Here is a 21,384-nt window from a genome sequence, read left to right as displayed (position 1 = left end):
TTTAAAAAATTCAATCACTTTAAAATTATAATATGCCAATGAAAGACAGGTCGAACATGATATTTAATCCGCCAATCTGTAAAAATAATGAATTGAAAAAAATAATCCTTTTGAGTAGCGCATTATTTATTACTATGCCAAGTTGGGCATGTTTAAATACCTATGTAGAAGATTTTTATACATCTGATTCACAAAAAGAAAATCAACGCGAAGAACATCATGACGAGAAATTGAATAACTTTGTATCAAGGTATCCTAGCCCAATAGACTATCAGGCAGAAAATGATTATGCCGTACATCAGATTTATGCAGGTAAATACGATTTAGCCATTATGGTTTTAAATGAAATTGAAAAAGAGCATCCAGGTTTACCAAAGACTGCAGTGAATTTAGGTACTGCATATGAGTTGATTGGCAATATTCCACAGGCCAAAAGATGGATTGCTGAAGGTATGAAACGTGATCCAACGATTCACCTTGGAAGTGAATGGATTCATCTGAATATTTTAGAAGCCAAAACCAAGCGCGCGACACCAAAATATTTTCATGAATATCCATTGTTAAATGTACATTATGGAACAGGCTATGTTCCTGATGGACATTGGAGTGATCAGCGCAAACCCACAACAGCGGAATACGATGCTATACGAGAACAGGTCAGCTTACAAATCAGTGAGCGGAAGAATTTTGTTTCAAGACAGGATGCCGTGATGGCACAGCTGTTTTATGAATTGGCGAATCTTGAGATGAGCCAGAATCAGCCTGGCTGGTATAACAATTTTCAAAGTAGTTTTGAGACTAACTTACTGATTGATTTAGCTAGGCAGTATGGTTTAAAAAAAACACCTTATAACCAAAAACGTTTGCAATATATGGCTCAAGGGAATGTAATTGAGAAATTATGGATGAAAATTAAAGATTTTTGGGCTATAAGGGATAATCAAACTGGATCTAGATTTAATCCAGATCCTCCGGTTTTGAATGGCGTTTAGAGTGAAATGCACGGCGCCGAGTTCGCTGCCAAGGAAGAGGGCGATTAAGCGCTTCTGGTGCATCACCACTCATCGAGCGCAGTCGTAAATGTAATGCGGCTTGTGCCATGAGGTTTGCAGAAACCGGTGCAGTGATAAAAGCAAAAAGCGTGATCAGGATTTCTGCAAATCCAAAACGCCCTTGAAATGCTGCATAAATAATTGCAGCAATTAGAAAACTTCCTAAACCTAAGGTGCTTGATTTAGTCGGTGCGTGTAGACGCATAAATAAGTCGGGTAGGCGAACCATGCCAATACCGCCGACCAACATGAAGAAAGCACCAATCACCAAAAAAATCGAGACCAAAATTTCCATGACTAATTGCATATTAAAGGACTCCTAGTCGATGACGTGGCCAGTAGTGAAATAACGCGCTAAAGCAGCTGTAGATACAAACCCCAGCATGGCAACCAATAAAGCCCCTTCAAACATTGATGTACTTGCCCAATAAATACCTAAAATGACGATTAAGCAGGTGGCATTTAAGAACAAAGTATCTAAAGCAAGTAGTCGGTCCACAACTGAGGGTCCCATCACCAAGCGGATGAGGCACAGTAACATCGAGATCGTCACCGCAACTAAACAAATGCCAAGCGCATAAGGTAAAATTGTCATGCAGACTCTCCTGTATCAGCGCCAAAAATAAGGATGAGAGGGCGCTCATAGCGCTCTTTAATGGTTTGAATTTCTGCTTCAGGATCATCCGTGCTCAGCGCATGGACCAAAATATCACCACGGTCTTGGTCAATTCCGGCAGACACCGTACCGGGTGTCGTGGTGATGATCATCGCAAGCAGAGAATTGACTTCTTCATGCTGTGTATCGAGAGGAACACGGAACCATTTCGGATGCAATTTATGTGTCGGACCAAGGACGAGTTTTGCAACATGGATATTGCTGACAATAATATCCCATAACACCACAAAGAATAATTTACATGCTGCCAGCCAGTTGATATTCGGTGTTCGATCAATAAAAGGGCGAACCATTCGCGGAATAACAATGGCTAAAATCAAGGCCATGCAGAGTGTGGCCGCATCTAAACTGTGCGCTAACATCACCCAGCTCAGACCAACCATGACTGATACCAATGGATGCGGAAACCAGCGATTAAATAAAGATATTGTCGCCATATTAAGGTACCTCCATCGGTTTCAGCTGGGTCTCTTCAGGCAATTTTTCTTCTTGTTGCTGTCCCTGAATTTGGCGTTGCTTATATTCAGAAATATGTTCGCCATTTAGGGTTTCAGGCGCAATCAATGCAGGGATGAGGTGTGCATTTGGATCCGCTGATTCGCCACCATATTTGGTTTCAGGTAAATTTTCAGGATCATAAGGTTGAACACTGATAATTTGATCTTCTTTATCCTTTTTCAATAGCAACGATTCATATAATGGGTTGTCTTGAATTTGCTGCGCAGTCTTGTAGGTATAGTCATAGATTGGTGCAGCAAAGACCATATATCCCACAAGCGCTGTTAATAGTAGATAAATGGTCTTGTCATTGCGTAGCGGAGCCTTATTCGGCAAAGCCTGATAACGTTGATATTCTTCAGTATCAATATCATCTTCTGGACGAGATGAACGCCAGAAAAGTACAAAACCAACGCGGGTAAATGCCATGATACTGAGTAAACTCACCAACAAAACAATTAAAATAATCATGATTTGGTAAGGTGAATTGGCTGTGGCTTGTAAGATAAATACTTTACCCAAAAAGCCGCTAAAGGGTGGTAGACCAGCCATCATCAACGCAATGATGAAATAGCAGACAGCAACTGTATTATGCTGTTTCATACGGGGCGCAATTTTAAAATGATCTTTAAATTCGCCGCGTTGTGAGGTAATCCAACCCGATAGAATATAAAAAGCAGCACCAATAATGGTACTGTGAATCAGGTAATAAAGTCCTGCAGCCCATGCATCCGTATTAAAGAGTGAAATCGCAACCAATATTGTGCCGATAGAAGACAAAATCATAAAACCGACAAAACGACGTAAACGATCCGTTCCGATTGCACCATAAGCACCATAGAGCGACGTCACTAAACCAATCGGTAATAGCCACTGCTGTAAGATTTCACGGCTAATCCCATCGTCAAACACAGTGCCATTAACACGGAGAATGGCATAGATGCCGACCTTGGTCATAATGGTGAACAAGGCTGCAACGGGAGTGGTTGCCACAGCATAGGTCTTTGGTAACCAGAACCCTACAGGCAGCATTGCTGCCTTGATGCCAAAGACGGTAAACAGTAACAATGCACCAGCTACAGCAATACGATGTTGATCCGCTTCAAGCAAAGGCATCAGTCGTGCAACATCTGCCATATTTAAGCTACCTACACTGCCATAAATCATCCCGAGTCCGATCAGGAAGAGGGCAGAGGCAAATAGGTTAATGGTGACGTAATGAATCCCCAATTGAAAACGTGCTTTGCCTTGGCCGTGTAAGAGCAAAACGTACGATGCCATCAACAGGATTTCAAAGAACACAAATAGGTTAAATAAATCGCCTGTCAGGAACGCACCACACAAACCCATCAGTAAGAAATGGCACATGGCATGGAAATAACGACCACGCTCATCCCATTCTTTGCTTGCAAACCACATCACTGGCACAGCAAGACCATAAGTCAACACCAACATGAATGCTGAGAGTCGATCTAGAACTAAGACAATACCAAACGGTGCGGCCCATTCACTCAGGTTATAAACCAAGACTTGGCCAGAGCTGGCGATCATCAAATAACTGATAGATGTGATCAGCCCAAGGATGCCAGAAACATAGCTGATTCCACGCCGCCAAGGTTGTCGCCAGTCATCTGCCAACGAGCCAGAGCCGGGGTTGCCCAACAGGACTAAAATAAATGCAGTAATTGCAGGAATTAAAATACTGAAAATCGGGCTGTGGGTAGTCCAAAATTGGATGAAGTCATGCATTATGGCTCATCCTCCCGCGGGTCAATTTGCGGTATTTCTTCTTTGGAGTCCACATGATCTGTTCCGGTTTCATAGCGGCTACGCAGAGCCAATTGTACGATAAACGCAGTGGTCGCAAAGCCAATCACAATGGCGGTCAGGACCAAGGCTTGCGGTAAAGGATCGGTTGCTTTGGTGGTTTCAGTTAACACAGCTGGTGCGTTGACATGAATACGCCCCATGACAAATAAAAATAAGTTGACGGCATAGCCAATCATGGCTAAACCCAGCACGACAGGAAAGGTACGTGCCCGCAAAATCAGGTATACCCCTGTTGCGGTCAGTAAGCCAATGGCTGAAGCGAGTAAAAATTCTAAACTAATCATCTTATTCGCCTCTTGGAACTGGACCAGACATACTCGAGTGACGCGAGTCGCCTAAGACGGAAATCATTAACATCGTCGCGCCCACAACAGTGATGTAGACACCTGTGTCGAATAGGGCAGCGGAGGCAAGGTGCATTTCACCTAAAATGGGTGGTGAGACATAGATATGGGCACTGGTTAGGAATGGACGGCCCCATAGCCAAGCAGCAATCCCTGTCAGACCTGCAATGGTTAAACCAATACCAATCCACACTTCATATAAGCGACCTGATTTTGCACCAATCAATTGTTCAGCACGGTCTTGACCGAGCGCGATATATTGAATCACTAAGGCTAAAGAGGTAATTAAACCTGCAATAAAGCCACCGCCTGGTAAGTTGTGACCTCGTAGGAAAATATACAGACTGACCACCAAGGCCAAAGGCAAAATCCAAGATGAGGTAATACGGAACATCAGTGGCGACGGATTAAAACGATAGGTCAGACCTTGCGTAATGGTGGTGCCATGAGCACGCATACCATCCATCATGCATAGCGTACCAATTGCAGCAATTCCCAGTACGGTAATTTCACCAAAGGTATCGAAACCACGGAAGTCCACCAAGATCACGTTGACCACATTAGTACCACCACCAAGTGGGATAGACTGCTGCATGAAGAACCATGAAATGGAATTGTGATCACGGGTCATGATCAACCATGAAATCCATGCAATCCCTAGACCTACAATAATCGCAATTATTGCATCTCGCCAACGACGTGACACGCTCGACTCATAAGGGGTGAGCTGTGGTAATAACGATAAGCTCATGAGTAAGAGCACGGTGGTCACCACGTCAACAGTAATCTGTGTTAACGCCAAATCGGGAGCGGAGAAACAGATAAACACCATGGTCACAACTAGACCGACTGCACCACTGATGAGGACGGCTTTAATACGTTCATGGTGGAACCAAAGCATCATCCAACATGCAGAGAATAATAATAGCCACAGAACGATCGCGATGACCGGTGCATGTACCAGTTCACGACTGCCTGTCCCGATGCCTTGCAGCCAAAATGGAACGATGACGATGGCTACACTAAAAATTAAAATCCACAATACATAGCTTTGTAATTTGCCGTTTTCAGTAAAGCGACGAAATTTTCTTGAGCTGAGTAAAAGATATTTTAAAAATAAGTCGAACAGCACTTTACCTTGCAAACGACCCAAAAATGGATCTAAGTCGATCCGGCGTAATTTGCCGCCCTTTGCCAATGCGAAGTAGAAAATTAAACCACCCAATAGTGCTATTACACTCATCAAAAGCGGTGCATTTAAACCATGCCAAAGCGCTAAATGTGTACCTTCAAACGCAGGGTTTTGAATACTCGCACGTGCTGTGCTGTTGACTATATGCTCAACCAATAGGGCAGGGAATAATCCAACTAAAATACATAAAGCAGCCAGTAATGTTGCTGGTGCGCGCATACCAAACGGTGGTTCATGTGCTTCTTTATTGGGAATTTCTTTCCCCAGTGGACCATCAAAAAACACCCCGTGAACTAAACGTACTGAATACGCGACAGCAAAGATACCGGCAAAGGTGGCAATGATGGCTGATACGATCATCATAGGCCCAGTCAGATTGGCTAAAAGCTCAGTAAAGAACATCTCTTTAGAGAGGAAACCATTGGTTAATGGGACACCTGCCATAGAGGCTGCAGTGATCATGGTTAGCGTTGCGGTAAACGGAAGTAATTGCCATAAACCAGAGAGTTTTCGTAAATCACGTGTGCCTGATTCGTGGTCAATAATCCCCGCGATCATAAATAGGGCTGCTTTGAAGGTCGCATGATTAATGATATGGAAAATGGCAGCCGCAACTGCGAGGGGAGAACCGATCCCCAGTAAGCAAACGATCAGACCTAAATGGCTGATGGTGGAATAGGCCAAAAGCCCTTTTAAATCTTCTTTGAAAATGGCAAAGAATGCTGCCATACATAAGGTAAATAAGCCAATAAAGGTGACCAAGTTGTGATACAACGTAGCGCCTGCAAAAATCGGTAATAAGCGTGCAAGCAGGAAAATTCCGGCTTTCACCATCGTGGCAGAATGTAAATAGGCCGAGACGGGGGTCGGTGCCGCCATAGCATTTGGCAACCAAAAATGGAAAGGGAACTGCGCACTTTTAGTAAATGCTCCCATTAATATTAATAGCAGTGTGGGTACAAAAAGCGAGTGCTGCTGAATTTGGCTACTCATGGTTAGGATTTGATCAATCTGATAGGTGCCCGTGATTTGCGCCAACAGAACAAAACCACCCAGCATACATAAACCACCCATACCTGTAATGGTCAAAGCCATTCGAGAGCCACGCTGAGCTGCGTCGTAATTACTCCAATAACCAACCAAAAGGAAAGATGAAATGCTGGTAAGTTCCCAGAAAATAAGCAATAAAATTAAATTATTAGACAATGAAATGCCGAGCATGGCAGCCATGAACAGCATCAATAAAACATATAGTTTACTGAGCGAATTCTTTGGACTTAAATAATAGTAGGCATAGATATAAATTAAGGTGCCGATCCCGGTAATGAGCAGGGAAAACAATAAGCCCAGTGCATCGAGGCGGAAACTGAAATCAATGCCAACTTGAGTGAGCCATGGCCATGTTTGAATGACGGTTTTGCCATTAAATACATTTTGAGCCTGACTCAATAATAAAACTAAACTGCTGAGGCTGACGCCAATCGCCCCTAAAGCTGTTACCCCGCGAGAGAATTGCTTCAACCACGAGACAAGTGTTGTGCCTAGTATTAACGGTAACAATATAATAATCGGTAGCACACTCGTATCCATTGTCATGATTAGGCGGTGAAACCTAGGTGTATTTCATCTTTCAAGGATTACAGGACAGCAAAGAGCAGTCCAAAAATTCAATCTTGAAAGCCATGTGTGTCAAAAAAAATTAAAAACAAGCTGTGTTGCGCAACTCGTGAAGCGATAGCAATTTCCGATGTTACTATGAAAATTGCAAATAAAACCGATCATATTACATGCGTAAAACAACATCAATCTTTTTTATGAACCACTTACATATTATACGCCTGACGAAACTGTCTAGACATCTATTGCGGCCTTGTTGCTGAATATTTAAACATCGAGTCGGTGTATTATACTCAGCCAATCAGCCTCAGTATTTTTAACTCAGTGGTTGGATTGTAACGTCCTGATCACCTCGCTGTGATAAAGCCCTAACCAATTCTTGTTGCTGTTGCTCGGTCAGTTGTGTCTGAATTAATTGCAACATGTGCTGGATGGTATCCGGATGGTTCAGCGGCTCATTTAATTCAGTCTCTTCAGTTTTAGGTGGAAGCGATGGTTTAGATCCGAGTTGCAACTGCTGATAAATTTGATCATAGGTTTCTTGTAGTTTTTCAGGCTGAATCTCACTGAGCTTTTTATTCTGTAATTGTAAGCACTGAAAGCGAGAAGCTTGTTCCATCAGTTCAGGACGGTTGCCGCTGGCAATGATTTGGAGTCGTGGAAACGCTTGATTTAAACGGGTCAAAATCACTTGAGTCATGTTTTGATCGAGTTGGTGGTCTATGGCGTCGATTAATAAAATACCGTCACCTTCTTGGCAAGGATATAAGCTATGAGGATTGAGCAGACAGAGGCGACGCACAATATCACCAATTAAGGCCACAAGGTTGCGCACACTATTTGACAGCTGTTGAAATAACATGTCTTTGCCTTGATAGCAGACCATTAACTGTAATTTGGGGTGATATTGCAGATAAATATTGCTCACATCGGGCAACACGGTCTCTAAGGCTTGTTTTAATGATCTGAGTGACGGCGCGTGTAGATCGGCCTGAGCTTGCGCCAGTTTTTGTCCAAAAAGTGGCGTGTCAGATGCGTTGGGTATATCGGCTTGGGTTTTAGGATGTAATAAATTTTGAATTAATTCGGCACTTTGCGCATTTTCAATGTCGGATATTTCTCGAAACCATTCAAAAAAACGAATAAACGTGGTAAAGGGAATGGCCGATATTTCATAAGCATGCGAAGGCTGAAAAATAGCAGGATTATTTTTATTGAGAATATTCACATCGTTGACGAAACGTTCAGCAGGGTAATAAGCAATGAGTGGCAACCCTTGTAACGGATCGGCTTTGAGGGCTTTTTGATACAGCGCAACCATCGATTCTAATTGCTGTGTTTCGGCCTTACTGAGGCCGACGCCTTGACTGTTTAAGGTTTTGTACAATTGCCATGAACAACATTGTGGGTCTTGGTCTTGTTGATCACTTGAAAGCTGAAATGAGCCAATGTCTTCGGGAAAACTGACTTGAATATCAAGTTTCGATTGCAGGCGATTTAACATGATGTCTTGATCGAGCATTACCACGCCTGCGGTGCGTAAATCTTTATAACGTGCAGCGAACCAAGTGAGGGCCTGATAACTAAAGCGTAGTAGGGAGGTTTTTCCAGAACTTTGATCACCCAAAATTAAGGTGATCGGCAGATCGTGGTAATTAAAATTGAGGGTGATATCAGTAAAATGAAGGGTGTGCTTGAGTTGGATCGATTGTAATTTCATGGTGCACCTTTTACTGATTTATTGTTTATTCACCTTTTTCATCATACTAGCTGACCGCTTGTGCCAAAGATTTGGGCATTTGACGTTTTAAGTGCTGCATCAAGTCATAAATATGATGGATATTTAAACTTACTTTAGCACGTGTGCAAGCCACGTAAAGTAACCGTAACTCTTCGTCACTAATTTTATAATCTTTATCGTTGAGCTTAAATTGGTAGTCATCTTCAATATGTACCCGATCCCATTCTAAACCTTTGGCTTTATGGGCGGTCGAGATGATGTAGTCGGCTTGATCAATCGGGGTGATTTTCGCCAGCGCCTTTTTCAGTGGGTCAGTACCGTGGTCATCGACCAACTTCACTAGCGGTTTAATATCGCTGCCGTCATTGGTTTCACAATATTCATGCACATCATGCCATGAGTTAAACCACGCAAGCTCTGGGACATCGACTACGCGTTTGCCTTGCTTGAGCATGGCTGCAGCATCGACAAAACGATTGAGTCGCGCATGATCTGCTTGCAGGCTAACTTTTTCGCCCTTAACCAAACCCGCCAATAACAGTTCCATCGCACGTGCATTGGTACGACATAAAATGGCATCGCGCATCTTGGTATGTGGTTTATTGACCACTTTAGAGTTGAGCTGCGGATTACCCAATAACGGCACGGTTTCGTTCAATGCGCCCAGTAGAGCATTGGCATTCAAGGCAATTTCTTCACCAAAACGGAATGACGTGGTTAAACGGGATTCAGGTAAAGGGAGTTGCTGCATGGCATTGACTGCGCCACGCCATGCATAAATTTGTTGATGCGCATCGCCAACATAGATGACTTGAGTATTCCGCTGTTTCAGTAAAATCCCTAGCATTAGCGGGTCAGCATCTTGAGCTTCATCGAACAGCACATAATCCGCAGGAATATTCGGTTCAGACAAAGCCCAAAGTTTTAAATAAATATCGTGTCCAATCCCTGCTGCATGGTTCGGATCAATCGACTCTAACCAACGACGTTCAATGGCAGGATACAAATGCTTTTGTAAGCTTTCGATATCGTCCGGATGCAGCCAACTCGGTGCTTGTAGATGTCGTGGGGCAGGGTATTGCGAACTGGTCGAACAGAAATAACTGACAGCGTTTGCCACCAGACTTGCCAAACGCGAAGGCATGAGTACATATTTTTCATAACGACCGCCCATCATACGACGTAAGGTGATCGGTTCTAGTCGATATTCTTTGGCAATAAAGCTCGGACTTAAACGTGGTAGACGCAGTTTGTCAGTCACTCCACGTGGAACACTACGATAAGCCAATGAGTGGAAGGTTCGACAGTCGACATTTTGATGAAAACGATTCTGTGCTTCGGTGGCAATGGCTTTGTTAAAGGCCAAGTACATGCCACGCCGCTGAGGCATGGCATCACTGATCATTTGCAGTGTGGTTGTTTTACCTGTGCCAGCATAGGCAATCACTTTAAATGATTTACCAAGACGTGCGTTATCTATGGCAGTGGCCTGCTCATAGGTCGCGGTCGGTTTTTTAAGATCTGGCACGGTTGCGTCTTAGTGCTGACGGTTGGCTTTTTCAACCAAACCGGAAAGGCCTTGACGACGAGCGAGTTCGTTAAGTACCAATTGAGGATCAATATCGAAATAACCCAACATCACAATGGTATGGAACCAAAGGTCTGCTACTTCGTAAATCAAATCGTTTTTGTTGTCTTCATTGGCTTCGATTTTGAAATCTTTAGCGGCAATGATGGTTTCAACACTTTCTTCACCGATTTTTTCTAAGATTTTATTCAGGCCTTTATGGTAAAGCTTTGCCACATAAGAGGACTCAGGATCAGCTTGTTTGCGTTCAGCCATCATTTTACCTAAGTAGTCGAGTACTTCGACTTGCTCAGATTGCGCATTGGATGCATTCATCGCAAGAGTATGTGGATTTGCTGATTTTGCACCATAAATTGCAGCCGGATCTTTCAATTGCGCATCGACAATTTCCCAGCCATTGGCAGTAAGCTTGCGGTAGAAGCATGACTCACGGCCGGTATGGCAGGCAATGCCGCCATGCTGTTCAATTTGTAGCACAATCACGTCAGCATCACAGTCCAAGCGGATTTCATGTACGGTTTGGAAATGGCCAGATTCTTCACCTTTGTGCCATAGCTTATTGCGTGAACGTGAAAAGTACACCGCCTGATTTTTTTCTGCAGTTTGCGCCAAGGCTTCACGGTTCATCCATGCCACCATCAATACGCGCCCGCTTTGATGATGCTGTGCAATAGCAGGCACTAAGCCTTGTTCGTTAAATTTTACTTCATCGAGCCATTGCAGGTTGTTCATGAGGATTTCACCAATTCAAAAATCAAAAAATAAATGCCGCAGCATTTGAGCAGCACTATAGTGTAAGCCATCAAGAGAATGATGGGGAGTTAATTCTTAATCAAATTTTAAATTGCGCAGTTCAGCCGCAGAATCATCTGCAGGCTTTCGGGCAATGTCAGCATAATTCATGTGCCCAAATGCACCCGTTTTTAAGCCGGAAATCGTAATCGCCATTTCTTTGCGGAAAAACGGCAGCTGATACATAGCACGAAATGAAAAATCACGGAGCGGTGCTGTCCAGCGATGATGTGATTGATAAAAAGGAGTCAGCAAGCGACTAAAAAATTGGTAAAATCGCACGGAGGACAACCGTAGCTGATGATACTCCTGCCAGAGGTTTTGCAGTGAGGAGTCCTGTTGATATTGAAGCAGAGCTTGACTGATGGCCCATGCATCGAGCAAAGCCATATTGGCGCCTTGTCCAAGCTGTGGACTCATGGCATGAGCAGCATCGCCTAATATGCCGATACGACCTTCACCAAGTTTGCTCAGCACCACATCACGATAATTGGCAGATAGCCATTGCTGCGGATCATCTGGATGTAGAATCACATGCGCTAACCATTCTGCAACACTCGGCCAGCGTTTTGAAACTTCAAGCAACCATTGCTGCTGTGCGTTCTTGGTTTTTAAGAATCCCTCTAAATCTTCTGTAGGCAAACTCCAGAAAATGCTCGAAAGGCGCTGTTCAGGCTGCGTTGGAATTGCTCCCGTTGGCATCACACCCATCATGATATTGGAACGGTCATAGAACTGATGCAAGATCTGCGGATTGAGTACTTCGCATTCAGGCACGATGATCCACTTCGCCCCCCCAAGGATAGGCTTGGTTGAGCTTTTCCCATGCATTAGGGCGTAAATGGCTGCGTGCACCATTGGCGATCAGCACGAGATCAAACTGACGTTGAAAAGATTGATCTGCGGACTGCCCAATTACGTTTATACCCTCACTGGATTCTTGAAGTTCATGCACTTCATGCGCCATACACCACTCAACGTGTTGAGGATATTCACCGACTTTGGATGCGAGGACATGACAGAGCGTGGCACGGTGAATGCCGAGTCCATATGAACGTTCATCGGCTTGTCGATAATGACTGTTTATCAGCAAGTCGCCGCCAGCCAGTTGACCTTCCAGACCTGTTACCACAGCACCTAGGCTTAAGGCATGTTCCAAAATGCCTAAATGTTCGAAAACCGCCAGCCCGGCGGGTTGTAATAATAATCCCGCGCCCACAGGTTCAAGTTGTGAGACTTTTTCATATAAGCAGATTTGATGGCCTTGATTAGCAAGCATTGCTGCAGCAGCCAATCCTGCCGTACCTGCACCGATGATGGCAATATTTTGAGTTTTCATTGTTATAAAAGTTGATTTTATCTCAGCCCAATGTAGCAACGATGCTGCATAAAACCCAATAAAAAAGCCCTCAAAAGGGCTTTTTAAAGGGTGAGTCAGGTCTTACCAGTGTTCACCAGGGAATAGGCGAGCATATGCTTTTTGTACCCAATTGAGTTTTTCTTGCTTACCAATAGACGCTGAAGAGCTTGGGAACAGGTTATAACCAATCGACATGAGTTTGTTATTAATGTCAGGAGCAATGGAGTAGGTGATCGAAGCCAAACGGCCCAAATTGGTCGCCACTTTCTTCGGACGTTTCACGATGGCATAGGCAATCAGGTCAGTTGCTTGTTCTGGAGAAAGGGTTGGTACGTATTTATAAATTTTGGTTGGGGCGATCATTGGTGTGCGCACCAATGGCATATATACCGACGTGATGGCAATATTATGCGAGTGAACTTCAGCACTTAGGCAACGACTGAAAGCATCTAATGCGGCTTTAGATGCAACATACGCAGAGAAGCGCGTTGCATTGGCCAATACACCAATCGAGCTGATATTAATGATATGACCTTCACGACGAATCATCATTTTTGGCAACAGGTTCATCACCAAACGTACCGCGCCAAAATAGTTAAGCTGCATGGTGCGTTCAAAATCATGGAAACGATCAGTTGATTCATGCACGGCACGGCGAATAGAACGGCCAGCGTTATTAATTAAGATGTCAATATGATCGACGGAAGCGAGGATTCGTTGTGCCACAGCATCAATGGATTCCATATCATTGAGGTCACATGGGAAAACATCAGCTTTACCGCCAGTGGCTTCAATTTCAGCTTTTACGGCATCAAGCGTTTCTTTGGTACGTGCAACCAATAGAACATGTGCGCCTGCGTTGGCAAGGCGATGCGCTGTGGTTAAACCGATACCACTTGATGCACCGGTGATTAAAATGGTCTTGCCGTTGACACGGTCAACGAAACGTTTCTCAAGTCTTGAATTCACGATGAGGTTCCCTGTTAAATCAGTTTTATTGTATTCATTTATCGGCCCGACAATGCTATGTGCAGGGCTGTTTTAAGTCAGCGGTATGATAGCGTTTTATTAAAAAAAAGCCATATGATAAGTAATTGATAATAAAATAATATTTAGAGTTTTTACTCTAAATTAAAATCCCTATTTACTCATTTTTTAACACATAAATATGTGAAAGAGAAGTGCTTTTATCCACATCGTTGCAACGTAAAAAAGTCGATTTTCAAGATAAATAAAATTGTAAATAAATATAGAAGCAGGGCCATAGATGCGCAAAATTGAAAGGCGGATAATGTGGGGGTGGTTATTTAATTGAAATGGAAATAAAAACAGGCCTTAAAAATAAGACCTGTGGATTGTGCACTTGTGGTTTAAACAGCAGCTAAGGCTTGCTCTAAGTCGGCAATCAAGTCATCTGCATGCTCGATCCCAATCGATAAACGAACCATATCAATGCTGACTCCGGCTGCTTTGAGTTCATCTTCATTGAGCTGACGATGTGTCGTGGTCGCAGGATGGCAAGCTAAACTTTTGGCATCACCAATATTCACAAGGCGAGTAAATAACTGCAACGCATCGATGAAACGCGTGCCGCCTGCAAGGCCATCTTGAACTCCAAATGAAAGAATCGCAGATGGTTTGCCTTTGACATATTTTTGCGCCAAAGCATGCTGAGGATGGTCTTTTAGGCCAGCGTAGTTGACCCATTTTACTTTTGGATGCGCTTGTAAATATTCCGCCACTTTTTGCGCATTTTCAGTATGACGCTCCATGCGCAGGCTTAAGGTTTCCAAACCTTGTAAGATTAAAAATACACTATGCGGGCTGATCGCAGCGCCTGTATTACGCAGCGGGACCACGCGCGCACGGGCGATGTAGGCTGCGTCACCTAAGGCTTCGACATAATTGACCCCGTGGTAGCTTGGATCAGGGGTGTTGAGTGATTTAAAGCGTTCAGGGTATTTGCCCCAAGGAAATTTGCCGCTATCGACGATGATGCCACCGATCGAATTACCATGACCGCCAATATATTTTGTGAGTGAGTGCACCACGATGTCGGCACCAAATTCAAATGATTTTTGCAGAACAGGTGTGGCCACAGTATTGTCTACGACTACAGGTATGCCAAATTCATGCGCAATTTTCGAAATTGCTTCGAGGTCAATAATATTGCCCAATGGGTTACCAATAGATTCGACAAAGACCAATTTAGTTTTTTCATCGATGAGGCTACGCAGCGCTTCAGGGTTTTGATAATCAAAGAAGCGAACTTCAATGCCTTGTTTCGGCAGGGTGTGGGCAAACAGGTTATATGTGCCGCCGTACAGGGTCGAAACTGAAGCGATATTGTCGCCTGCTTCAGCAATGGTTTGAATCGCATATGTAATGGCCGCCATACCAGAGGCTAAGGCCAAAGCGCCTATACCGCCTTCGAGCGCTGCAACACGCTGTTCAAGTACCGCGGTAGTTGGATTCATAATGCGGGTATAAATATTACCCTGAACTTTTAAGTCAAATAAATCAGCACCATGCTGCGTGTTATCAAACGAATATGATGTTGTTTGATAGATCGGAACTGCAACAGCTTTGGTGGTTGCTTCCGGGGTATACCCCGCGTGAATTGCTAAAGTTTCGTCTTTATATGTCATGATTACATCATCTAAGTGAGCTAATTTTTTAAATAGTCTATCACTTATATATATGAATAAAAGTGCTTTATTTATAAAATGAATATCATAATTATTCATATTATTGAAAAATTTTCAGCTAAAGATGAGCGAAATTATGCTTAAAAACGCATGTTTAAATTTTGTTCGCCATTAAACTTGTAACAATGCATTGAAGGCGTGTGCGAAACCTTATTTTTTCACGACTTTATGCGTATAATAGCCGATTATTTTTTCGCTCAATTGAGCAGGGGCAACTTTGTGTTGTTCCGTATATGTTTTGACTATTGAGGAGTCCTAAGTGGCCCAATATATTTACACGATGAACCGTGTGTCGAAGATGGTTCCGCCTAAGCGCGAAATCCTGAAAGACATCTCTTTATCATTTTTCCCAGGCGCAAAAATTGGTGTGCTTGGTCTAAACGGTGCAGGTAAATCTACCTTGCTTCGTATTATGGCGGGCGTAGATAAAGATTTCTCAGGTGAAGCACGTGCTCAACCGGGTATCAAAATTGGTTACCTTGAACAAGAGCCGCCATTGGATGAAAGCAAAGACGTTCGTGGTAACGTTGAAGACGGTTTACGTGAGCCGTTAGATGCTTTGGCGCGTCTTGATGAAGTGTTTGCAGAATATGCAGCAGAAGATGCTGACTTTGATGCACTTGCAAAAGAACAAGAGAAGTTAGAAGCCATTATCCATTCATGGGATGCACATAATATTGTGAACCAAATGGATCAGGCTGCTGCAGCGTTGAACCTTCCAGCTTGGGATGCAGATGTATCTAAGTTGTCTGGTGGTGAGCGCCGTCGTGTTGCACTTTGCCGTTTGTTATTGTCTAAACCAGACATGTTACTTCTAGATGAACCAACGAACCATTTGGATGCTTCATCAGTATCATGGTTGGAACGTTTCTTGAAAGACTTCCCTGGTACGATCGTTGCGATTACCCATGACCGTTACTTCTTGGATAATGTGGCAGAGTGGATTCTTGAGCTTGACCGCGGCATGGGTATTCCATACCAAGGCAACTACTCTTCTTGGTTAGAGCAGAAAAATGCCCGTTTAGAGCAAGAGCAGAAGCAAGAAGAATCTTTTGCTAAAGCATTGAAAAAAGAACTTGAATGGGTTCGTTCAAATGCTAAAGGTCAGCAAAAGAAAAACAAAGCGCGTATGGAGCGTTTTGAAGAGCTTAACTCACGCGAATTCCAACAGCGTAATGAAACGTCTGAAATATATATTCCACCTGGTCCACGTCTAGGTAATAAAGTTGTAGAAGTTGAAGGTATTAGTAAATCCTTTGGTGACCGTACACTTTATAAAGATTTATCGTTCGTTGTACCACCTGCTGCAATTGTAGGTATCGTGGGCGAAAACGGTGCGGGTAAAACCACATTATTCCGTATGATGACAGGCGAACAACAACCAGATACAGGTACAGTTACACTGGGTGAGTCTGTTAAAGTGGCTTATGTTGGTCAGATTCGTGACACCTTAGATGACAACAAAACTGTTTGGGAAGAAGTTTCTGGCGGTTTAGATATCTTGAAAATTGGTGAATACGAAATTGCATCTCGTGCGTATATCGGTCGCTTTAACTTCAAAGGTCAAGATCAGCAAAAACGTGTAGGTCAATTGTCAGGTGGTGAACGTAACCGTTTACAACTTGCGAAAATCCTGCAAATGGGTGCAAACGTCATCTTACTCGATGAACCGTCAAACGACTTGGATATTGAAACTTTACGTGCGCTTGAAGATGCCATTTTAGTATTCCCGGGTACAGTCATGGTGATCTCGCATGACCGTTGGTTCCTTGACCGTATTGCTACGCACATCTTGTCATTTGAAGGTGAAACACCTGAATTCTTTACAGGTAACTACCATGAATTTGAAGAATACCGTCGTAAACGTGATGGTGATGACCTTGTTGCAAAGCGTCAAAAATACCGCAAAATTGGCAACTAAGTTCCAGTTTTAAAATAAAAAAAACCAGCCTGCGGGCTGGTTTTTTATTGCTTGGGATGAAATGACTATACGACAATGTCTTCATAGGCATGATGTAAGACGTAGTCTGCATGTTCATGGCCTTGTGCAGCAGCTTTACTGAGCCAAAGTTCTGCAAGTTCATAATTACGGTCCAAGCCGAGTTCTCCACGTAAATAACCGAGACCTAAGCGATATTGGGCATCTTTATGACCTTTTAATGCGGCACTTAAAAAATTCCACATAGCATTGCGATAGTCAGTAGGGGATTGGTCTGCTGAATCCATAGTATGGTGACTGAGAAAGTCTTGATGGTGTTGAGCCGCAAGAATTTCAAAATAAGTCCCTTGGGCGTAATCACCCTCGGCTTCTGGAATCGAAAGGTGCATTCCTTGCAACTTTGGATTCATCTGTTGTGACAACAGTGCATAGATTTTTTTCAGAGCTTGTATCATCATTGTTAAACTCCTTGTTGCTAAATATAACCACTTGATTAATAAAAATATTAATTGCAGTCATTCGTGCGCTGCGATGAATGATTTAATTGTTTTAAACAGATCACACTTAAGATGAAAATTAGCATGCTTGTCATGATATGTGAATAGGTATTGAAAAATATTTATAAGTAATTTCAGTCATCTAGATTGCGAAAAATTATTTTTAATAAATTGAAAGTAGATGCTGAAAAAGCAGTTTAAAGTTTGAGAGTAAAACGCAATGCTGCTGGCTGAATGATGTAATTTTATTACGTTTGCTGCACCTGTTAAGCTCATGACTGAAGAACATATAATTTATAAAGGTCAGAAAATAATGAGCGAGCATCATGGGCATGACCACAGCCATGCCGTTGTCACAGAAGGGAATGTCAAAAAATTAAGTTTTGCCTTAGCACTGACCACGACATTTTTGATTGTTGAAGTCATTGCTGGATTTATGACGCAAAGTTTGGCGCTATTGTCAGATGCGGCACATATGTTCACCGATGCTGCAGCCCTTGCCATAGCATTGGTCGCGATCAAAATTGGCAAGCTTCCCGCTGACAACAAACGCACCTTTGGCTATCAGCGTTTTGAGATTTTGGCTGCCTTGTTTAATGCCTTGATGCTATTTGTGGTGGCGATTTATATTTTGTATGAGGCCTATCAGCGCTTTTCAACGCCGCCGGAAATTCAAAGTATGGGCATGATGATTGTGGCGGTTATTGGTTTGATCATTAATTTAATCTCGATGCGAATTTTATTTTCCAGTTCACAAGAAAGCTTGAATGTGAAAGGGGCGTATCTAGAGGTGTTAAGTGATGCCTTAGGTTCGGTCGGTGTGATTATTGGCGCAGCGATTATTTATTTTACCGGCTGGATGTGGGTCGATACGCTTATTGCGGTGCTCATTGGCTTTTGGGTCTTACCAAGGACTTGGATTTTACTCAAACAAAGTATCAATATTTTATTGGAAGGCGTGCCTGAAGAAATCGACATAGAAAAATTACGCAATGATTTATTGGCACTCAATGGGGTAGAGAGTATTCACCAGTTAAAGGTCTGGGCAATAACATCAAAGAATGTGCATTTGACAGTTCATCTCTTTGCACCTGAAGCCGATCGTAATGCCTTGTATTTTGAGGCGATTGAGATGTTGCAACATGAACATGGAATCACGGAGATGACATTACAAATCGAAGAAGATGAATGTGTGGTACACCAACATACCCAAAATTCTGATTATGCACATGGGCATCATCAAGATGATCACGCGCATTCTCATGATGAATCACATCAGCACTAACGCTGATGTAATTTAAATGGCCGGCTTAGATTTCCCACTCATGATTACATTCGCGGCATTTCCATTTTTTCTGTGATTGCATAAAACCTTGCATTGAAATTTTGAAATCTGGCAAGTCGCGATAGAACATGAAGCCAGCAATCAAGCAAGCAATAAATACAACAACAGTCGCAGTTTGTAATGTAGTACCTGCACCGTCACCAAAAATCCACATTGCGATGCTGATAATCACCAACAGTAAAAGAATAAATACCGCAGGGATGAGGATAATCAGGCTTTTAGGCACGACAGGACGAGCAACAGGCTGGCCTGCTTGCGCAAGGGGCATAATTTTAGGGCTTTGACATTTAGGGCAACGGTATTGCATTGCAACTCCATAATTTTAATCTATGGTTTATTTTAATCAGAATGACGCAGAAAGCAAAAATACCGTAAATTTAAATCAGATAAAATTTAGGCAATAAAAAACCCAAGTCATAATGCTTGGGCTTTTTATAAGATGATTTGCATCACCTTGAATATGGCGTCCCTACGGGGATTCGAACCCCGGTTACCGCCGTGAAAGGGCGATGTCCTAGGCCTCTAGACGATAGGGACAATTTGAGGCAACTTAGAGTGGGTTGACACCATCTCTCGGTATGGGCGCTATATTAGGGGGATAACGCCCATCCGTCAACTAAAAAGTCAATTAAGCTTCATCAACTGCATCATTTTTCGGCAGTTTTAAGCTTTCATTGAGTTTTTCCCATGCTTTTGTTTCTTTTTTACTCGGGCTGCCCACAATTTCAAGTGCATGACGTAAGCGAGCAAAGGTTAAATCAGGACCAATGGTTACCATTGATTGCATAACCGGTGTCGAAGATGTTGAACCTGCAATAGCAATAAAGAAGGTTGGCATGAAGTCACGAAGTTTAATGTTCATTTGGTTCGCCAAATCCATAAGCGTTTGGCTGACGGTGTCATTGTTCCAAGTGAACATGCTTTCTAGACGCCAGATGGCAAATTGAAGGCTTTGACGCACTTGTTCTTCAGTCAACTTTTTGCTTTCAAACTGTTCTTTGCTGAGTGTTGGGAATTGGTTGAAATAAAAACCTGCCCAATTCACTGCTTCAGATAATAAATTAATACGCGGTTGAATCGCAGCAGCAATTTCTTCCAAGGTATTACGATCTGATTTCCAAGCCAGCAGGGTGTCGAGCAATTGACCCGGTGTTAAACCTTTAATCCATTGACCATTTAACCAGTTTAGCTTTTCAACATCAAAGATTGGACCGCCTAGTGATACACGTTGAATGTCAAAGTGTTCAATCATTTCAGCCAAAGTGAATTTTTCACTTTCATCCGGCATTGACCAGCCCATACGGCCTAAATAGTTCAATAATGCTTCAGGTAAAACGCCGATGTCTTTGTAGTAGTTAATTGACGTTGGGTTTTTACGTTTAGACAGTTTTGATTTATCTGGGTTACGTAACAACGGCATGTGGCATAGCACTGGCATGTCCCAGCCAAAATATTTGTACAACAATTGGTGTTTAGGCGCAGATGGAATCCATTCTTCACCACGAATCACGTGAGTGATTTCCATTAAATGGTCATCAACCACGTTTGCCAAGTGATACGTCGGTAAACCATCGGTTTTCAGTAGAATTTGCATGTCGACTTGCGCCCAAGGAATTTCGACTTCACCACGTAGTAAGTCGTTAAATTTACAAATCCCTTCTTCAGGCACTTTCATACGAATGACATGCGGTTCACCAGCAGCCAAACGCTGTGCAACTTCTTCTGCAGTGTGTTTTAAGCCACGACCGTCATAACGCGGTGATTCACCACGTGCTTGTTGTTCCGCACGCATTTGATCGAGTTCTTCTGCTGTTGCGAAGCAGTAGAATGCATGACCTTTTTCAACCAGTTCCAAAGCATATTGTTTATAAATGTCCATACGTTCAGATTGACGGTATGGCGCATGAGGGCCACCTACATCTGGACCTTCTGACCAGTTCAAACCTAACCAACGCAATGAATCTAAAATCATTTTCTCAGATTCTGGGGTAGAGCGCAGTTGGTCTGTATCTTCAATACGAAGAATAAATTCACCGCCATGTTGCTTCGCAAAACATAAGTTAAACAATGCAATATAAGCAGTCCCAACATGCGGGAAACCAGTAGGAGAAGGTGCGATACGAGTACGAACAGTCATAATCAGCTTTTAATCAGAATGTAAATTGGGATCTATTATAACGAAAAAGCCTGATCACTTAATGCTTA

17 protein-coding genes, 1 tRNA gene and 1 pseudogene are annotated in these 21,384 nt (G+C 43.0%); 3 read left to right on the top strand and 16 right to left on the bottom strand.

All coding sequences use genetic code 11. The features are described from left to right. Positions 1 to 32 precede the first annotated feature (32 nt). Positions 33 to 992 carry a tetratricopeptide repeat protein gene (locus tag G0029_RS14410; RefSeq protein WP_180106798.1) on the top strand — a complete coding sequence of 320 codons (960 nt, stop codon included), beginning with the start codon at positions 33 to 35 and terminating at the stop codon, positions 990 to 992. Here the strand turns inward: G0029_RS14410 and G0029_RS14405 are convergent. From G0029_RS14405 to G0029_RS14350, 12 genes and pseudogenes are all read right to left on the bottom strand, one after another. Next, complete coding sequence (locus G0029_RS14405; protein WP_111884120.1) at positions 958 to 1,359, bottom strand: Na+/H+ antiporter subunit G; 402 nt, start codon at positions 1,357 to 1,359, stop codon at positions 958 to 960. The genes G0029_RS14410 and G0029_RS14405 overlap by 35 nt on opposite strands. Positions 1,360 to 1,371: 12 nt before the next feature. Beyond that, positions 1,372 to 1,647: a monovalent cation/H+ antiporter subunit F gene (locus G0029_RS14400; RefSeq protein WP_078192553.1), complete on the bottom strand. Its 276-nt coding sequence runs from the start codon at positions 1,645 to 1,647 to the stop codon at positions 1,372 to 1,374. After that, entirely contained in the window at positions 1,644 to 2,165 is a 522-nt protein-coding gene (locus tag G0029_RS14395; protein ID WP_180106800.1) for a Na+/H+ antiporter subunit E, read from the bottom strand. Before G0029_RS14395 ends, G0029_RS14400 begins: the two co-directional genes overlap by 4 nt. A 1-nt stretch (position 2,166) precedes the next feature. Further along, positions 2,167 to 3,975, bottom strand: coding sequence for a monovalent cation/H+ antiporter subunit D (locus G0029_RS14390; RefSeq protein ID WP_180106802.1), 1,809 nt, complete (start codon positions 3,973 to 3,975; stop codon positions 2,167 to 2,169). Next, positions 3,975 to 4,340, bottom strand: a complete 366-nt coding sequence (locus G0029_RS14385) for a Na+/H+ antiporter subunit C (protein ID WP_078189407.1) — start codon at positions 4,338 to 4,340, stop codon at positions 3,975 to 3,977. The genes G0029_RS14390 and G0029_RS14385 overlap by 1 nt, the downstream gene beginning before the upstream one ends. 1 nt (position 4,341) lies before the next feature. Next, positions 4,342 to 7,182: a monovalent cation/H+ antiporter subunit A gene (locus G0029_RS14380; protein WP_180106970.1), complete on the bottom strand. Its 2,841-nt coding sequence runs from the start codon at positions 7,180 to 7,182 to the stop codon at positions 4,342 to 4,344. Between the two features lie 343 nt (positions 7,183 to 7,525). After that, entirely contained in the window at positions 7,526 to 8,929 is a 1,404-nt protein-coding gene (locus G0029_RS14375; RefSeq protein ID WP_180106804.1) for an ATP-binding protein, read from the bottom strand. A gap of 46 nt (positions 8,930 to 8,975) precedes the next feature. After that, positions 8,976 to 10,478 (bottom strand): UvrD-helicase domain-containing protein, encoded by a 1,503-nt coding sequence (locus G0029_RS14370; RefSeq protein WP_111884125.1) that lies wholly within the window; start codon positions 10,476 to 10,478, stop codon positions 8,976 to 8,978. Between the two features lie 9 nt (positions 10,479 to 10,487). Next, on the bottom strand, positions 10,488 to 11,270 hold the full coding sequence (gene hisIE, locus G0029_RS14365) for a bifunctional phosphoribosyl-AMP cyclohydrolase/phosphoribosyl-ATP diphosphatase HisIE (protein ID WP_078189402.1): 783 nt from the start codon (positions 11,268 to 11,270) through the stop codon (positions 10,488 to 10,490). 96 nt (positions 11,271 to 11,366) lie between these two features. Then, a pseudogene (locus tag G0029_RS14360) lies at positions 11,367 to 12,669 on the bottom strand (FAD-dependent oxidoreductase). Between the two features lie 102 nt (positions 12,670 to 12,771). Further along, entirely contained in the window at positions 12,772 to 13,659 is an 888-nt protein-coding gene (locus G0029_RS14355; protein ID WP_180093103.1) for an SDR family NAD(P)-dependent oxidoreductase, read from the bottom strand. Between the two features lie 401 nt (positions 13,660 to 14,060). Then, positions 14,061 to 15,338 (bottom strand): O-acetylhomoserine aminocarboxypropyltransferase/cysteine synthase family protein, encoded by a 1,278-nt coding sequence (locus G0029_RS14350; protein WP_180106805.1) that lies wholly within the window; start codon positions 15,336 to 15,338, stop codon positions 14,061 to 14,063. A gap of 319 nt (positions 15,339 to 15,657) precedes the next feature. Between G0029_RS14350 and ettA the strand changes: the two genes are divergently transcribed. Beyond that, the gene (gene ettA / locus G0029_RS14345) at positions 15,658 to 17,319 is read left to right on the top strand and encodes an energy-dependent translational throttle protein EttA (RefSeq protein ID WP_180042172.1); all 1,662 of its coding nucleotides are present in this window, start codon (positions 15,658 to 15,660) and stop codon (positions 17,317 to 17,319) included. A gap of 65 nt (positions 17,320 to 17,384) precedes the next feature. Here ettA and G0029_RS14340 read toward each other — a convergent pair whose 3' ends face one another. Next, positions 17,385 to 17,795: an SEL1-like repeat protein gene (locus tag G0029_RS14340; protein WP_168378191.1), complete on the bottom strand. Its 411-nt coding sequence runs from the start codon at positions 17,793 to 17,795 to the stop codon at positions 17,385 to 17,387. Positions 17,796 to 18,147: 352 nt separating this feature from the next. On the opposite strand from G0029_RS14340, the gene G0029_RS14335 reads away from it, so the two are divergent. Beyond that, positions 18,148 to 19,119, top strand: coding sequence for a cation diffusion facilitator family transporter (locus tag G0029_RS14335; RefSeq protein WP_180106807.1), 972 nt, complete (start codon positions 18,148 to 18,150; stop codon positions 19,117 to 19,119). 25 nt (positions 19,120 to 19,144) lie between these two features. Here the strand turns inward: G0029_RS14335 and G0029_RS14330 are convergent, their stop codons facing one another. The 3 genes from G0029_RS14330 to gltX form a co-directional block, all read right to left on the bottom strand. Further along, on the bottom strand, positions 19,145 to 19,486 hold the full coding sequence (locus G0029_RS14330) for a hypothetical protein (protein ID WP_078189395.1): 342 nt from the start codon (positions 19,484 to 19,486) through the stop codon (positions 19,145 to 19,147). A gap of 154 nt (positions 19,487 to 19,640) precedes the next feature. After that, positions 19,641 to 19,716, bottom strand: a tRNA-Glu gene (locus G0029_RS14325). Between the two features lie 91 nt (positions 19,717 to 19,807). Then, positions 19,808 to 21,316: a glutamate--tRNA ligase gene (gene gltX, locus G0029_RS14320; protein ID WP_180077127.1), complete on the bottom strand. Its 1,509-nt coding sequence runs from the start codon at positions 21,314 to 21,316 to the stop codon at positions 19,808 to 19,810. Positions 21,317 to 21,384: the final 68 nt, after the last annotated feature.

Origin of the sequence: Acinetobacter sp. YH12138, from assembly GCF_015218525.1 — a bacterium.
GTDB classification, from domain to species: Bacteria; Pseudomonadota; Gammaproteobacteria; order Pseudomonadales; family Moraxellaceae; genus Acinetobacter; species Acinetobacter amyesii.
This window is presented reverse-complemented; position numbering and strand designations above follow the sequence as displayed.

Bases quoted from the DNA above. Each gene is read 5' to 3' on its own strand.
- G0029_RS14410 (WP_180106798.1), top strand. From the start codon at position 33: ATGCCAATGAAAGACAGGTCGAACATGATATTTAATCCGCCAATCTGT.
- G0029_RS14405 (WP_111884120.1), bottom strand. From the start codon at position 1,359: ATGCAATTAGTCATGGAAATTTTGGTCTCGATTTTTTTGGTGATTGGT.
- G0029_RS14400 (WP_078192553.1), bottom strand. From the start codon at position 1,647: ATGACAATTTTACCTTATGCGCTTGGCATTTGTTTAGTTGCGGTGACG.
- G0029_RS14395 (WP_180106800.1), bottom strand. From the start codon at position 2,165: ATGGCGACAATATCTTTATTTAATCGCTGGTTTCCGCATCCATTGGTA.
- G0029_RS14390 (WP_180106802.1), bottom strand. From the start codon at position 3,975: ATGCATGACTTCATCCAATTTTGGACTACCCACAGCCCGATTTTCAGT.
- G0029_RS14385 (WP_078189407.1), bottom strand. From the start codon at position 4,340: ATGATTAGTTTAGAATTTTTACTCGCTTCAGCCATTGGCTTACTGACC.
- G0029_RS14380 (WP_180106970.1), bottom strand. From the start codon at position 7,182: ATGGATACGAGTGTGCTACCGATTATTATATTGTTACCGTTAATACTA.
- G0029_RS14375 (WP_180106804.1), bottom strand. From the start codon at position 8,929: ATGAAATTACAATCGATCCAACTCAAGCACACCCTTCATTTTACTGAT.
- hisIE (WP_078189402.1), bottom strand. From the start codon at position 11,270: ATGAACAACCTGCAATGGCTCGATGAAGTAAAATTTAACGAACAAGGC.
- G0029_RS14350 (WP_180106805.1), bottom strand. From the start codon at position 15,338: ATGACATATAAAGACGAAACTTTAGCAATTCACGCGGGGTATACCCCG.
- G0029_RS14340 (WP_168378191.1), bottom strand. From the start codon at position 17,795: ATGATGATACAAGCTCTGAAAAAAATCTATGCACTGTTGTCACAACAG.
- G0029_RS14335 (WP_180106807.1), top strand. From the start codon at position 18,148: ATGAGCGAGCATCATGGGCATGACCACAGCCATGCCGTTGTCACAGAA.
- G0029_RS14330 (WP_078189395.1), bottom strand. From the start codon at position 19,486: ATGCAATACCGTTGCCCTAAATGTCAAAGCCCTAAAATTATGCCCCTT.
- gltX (WP_180077127.1), bottom strand. From the start codon at position 21,316: ATGACTGTTCGTACTCGTATCGCACCTTCTCCTACTGGTTTCCCGCAT.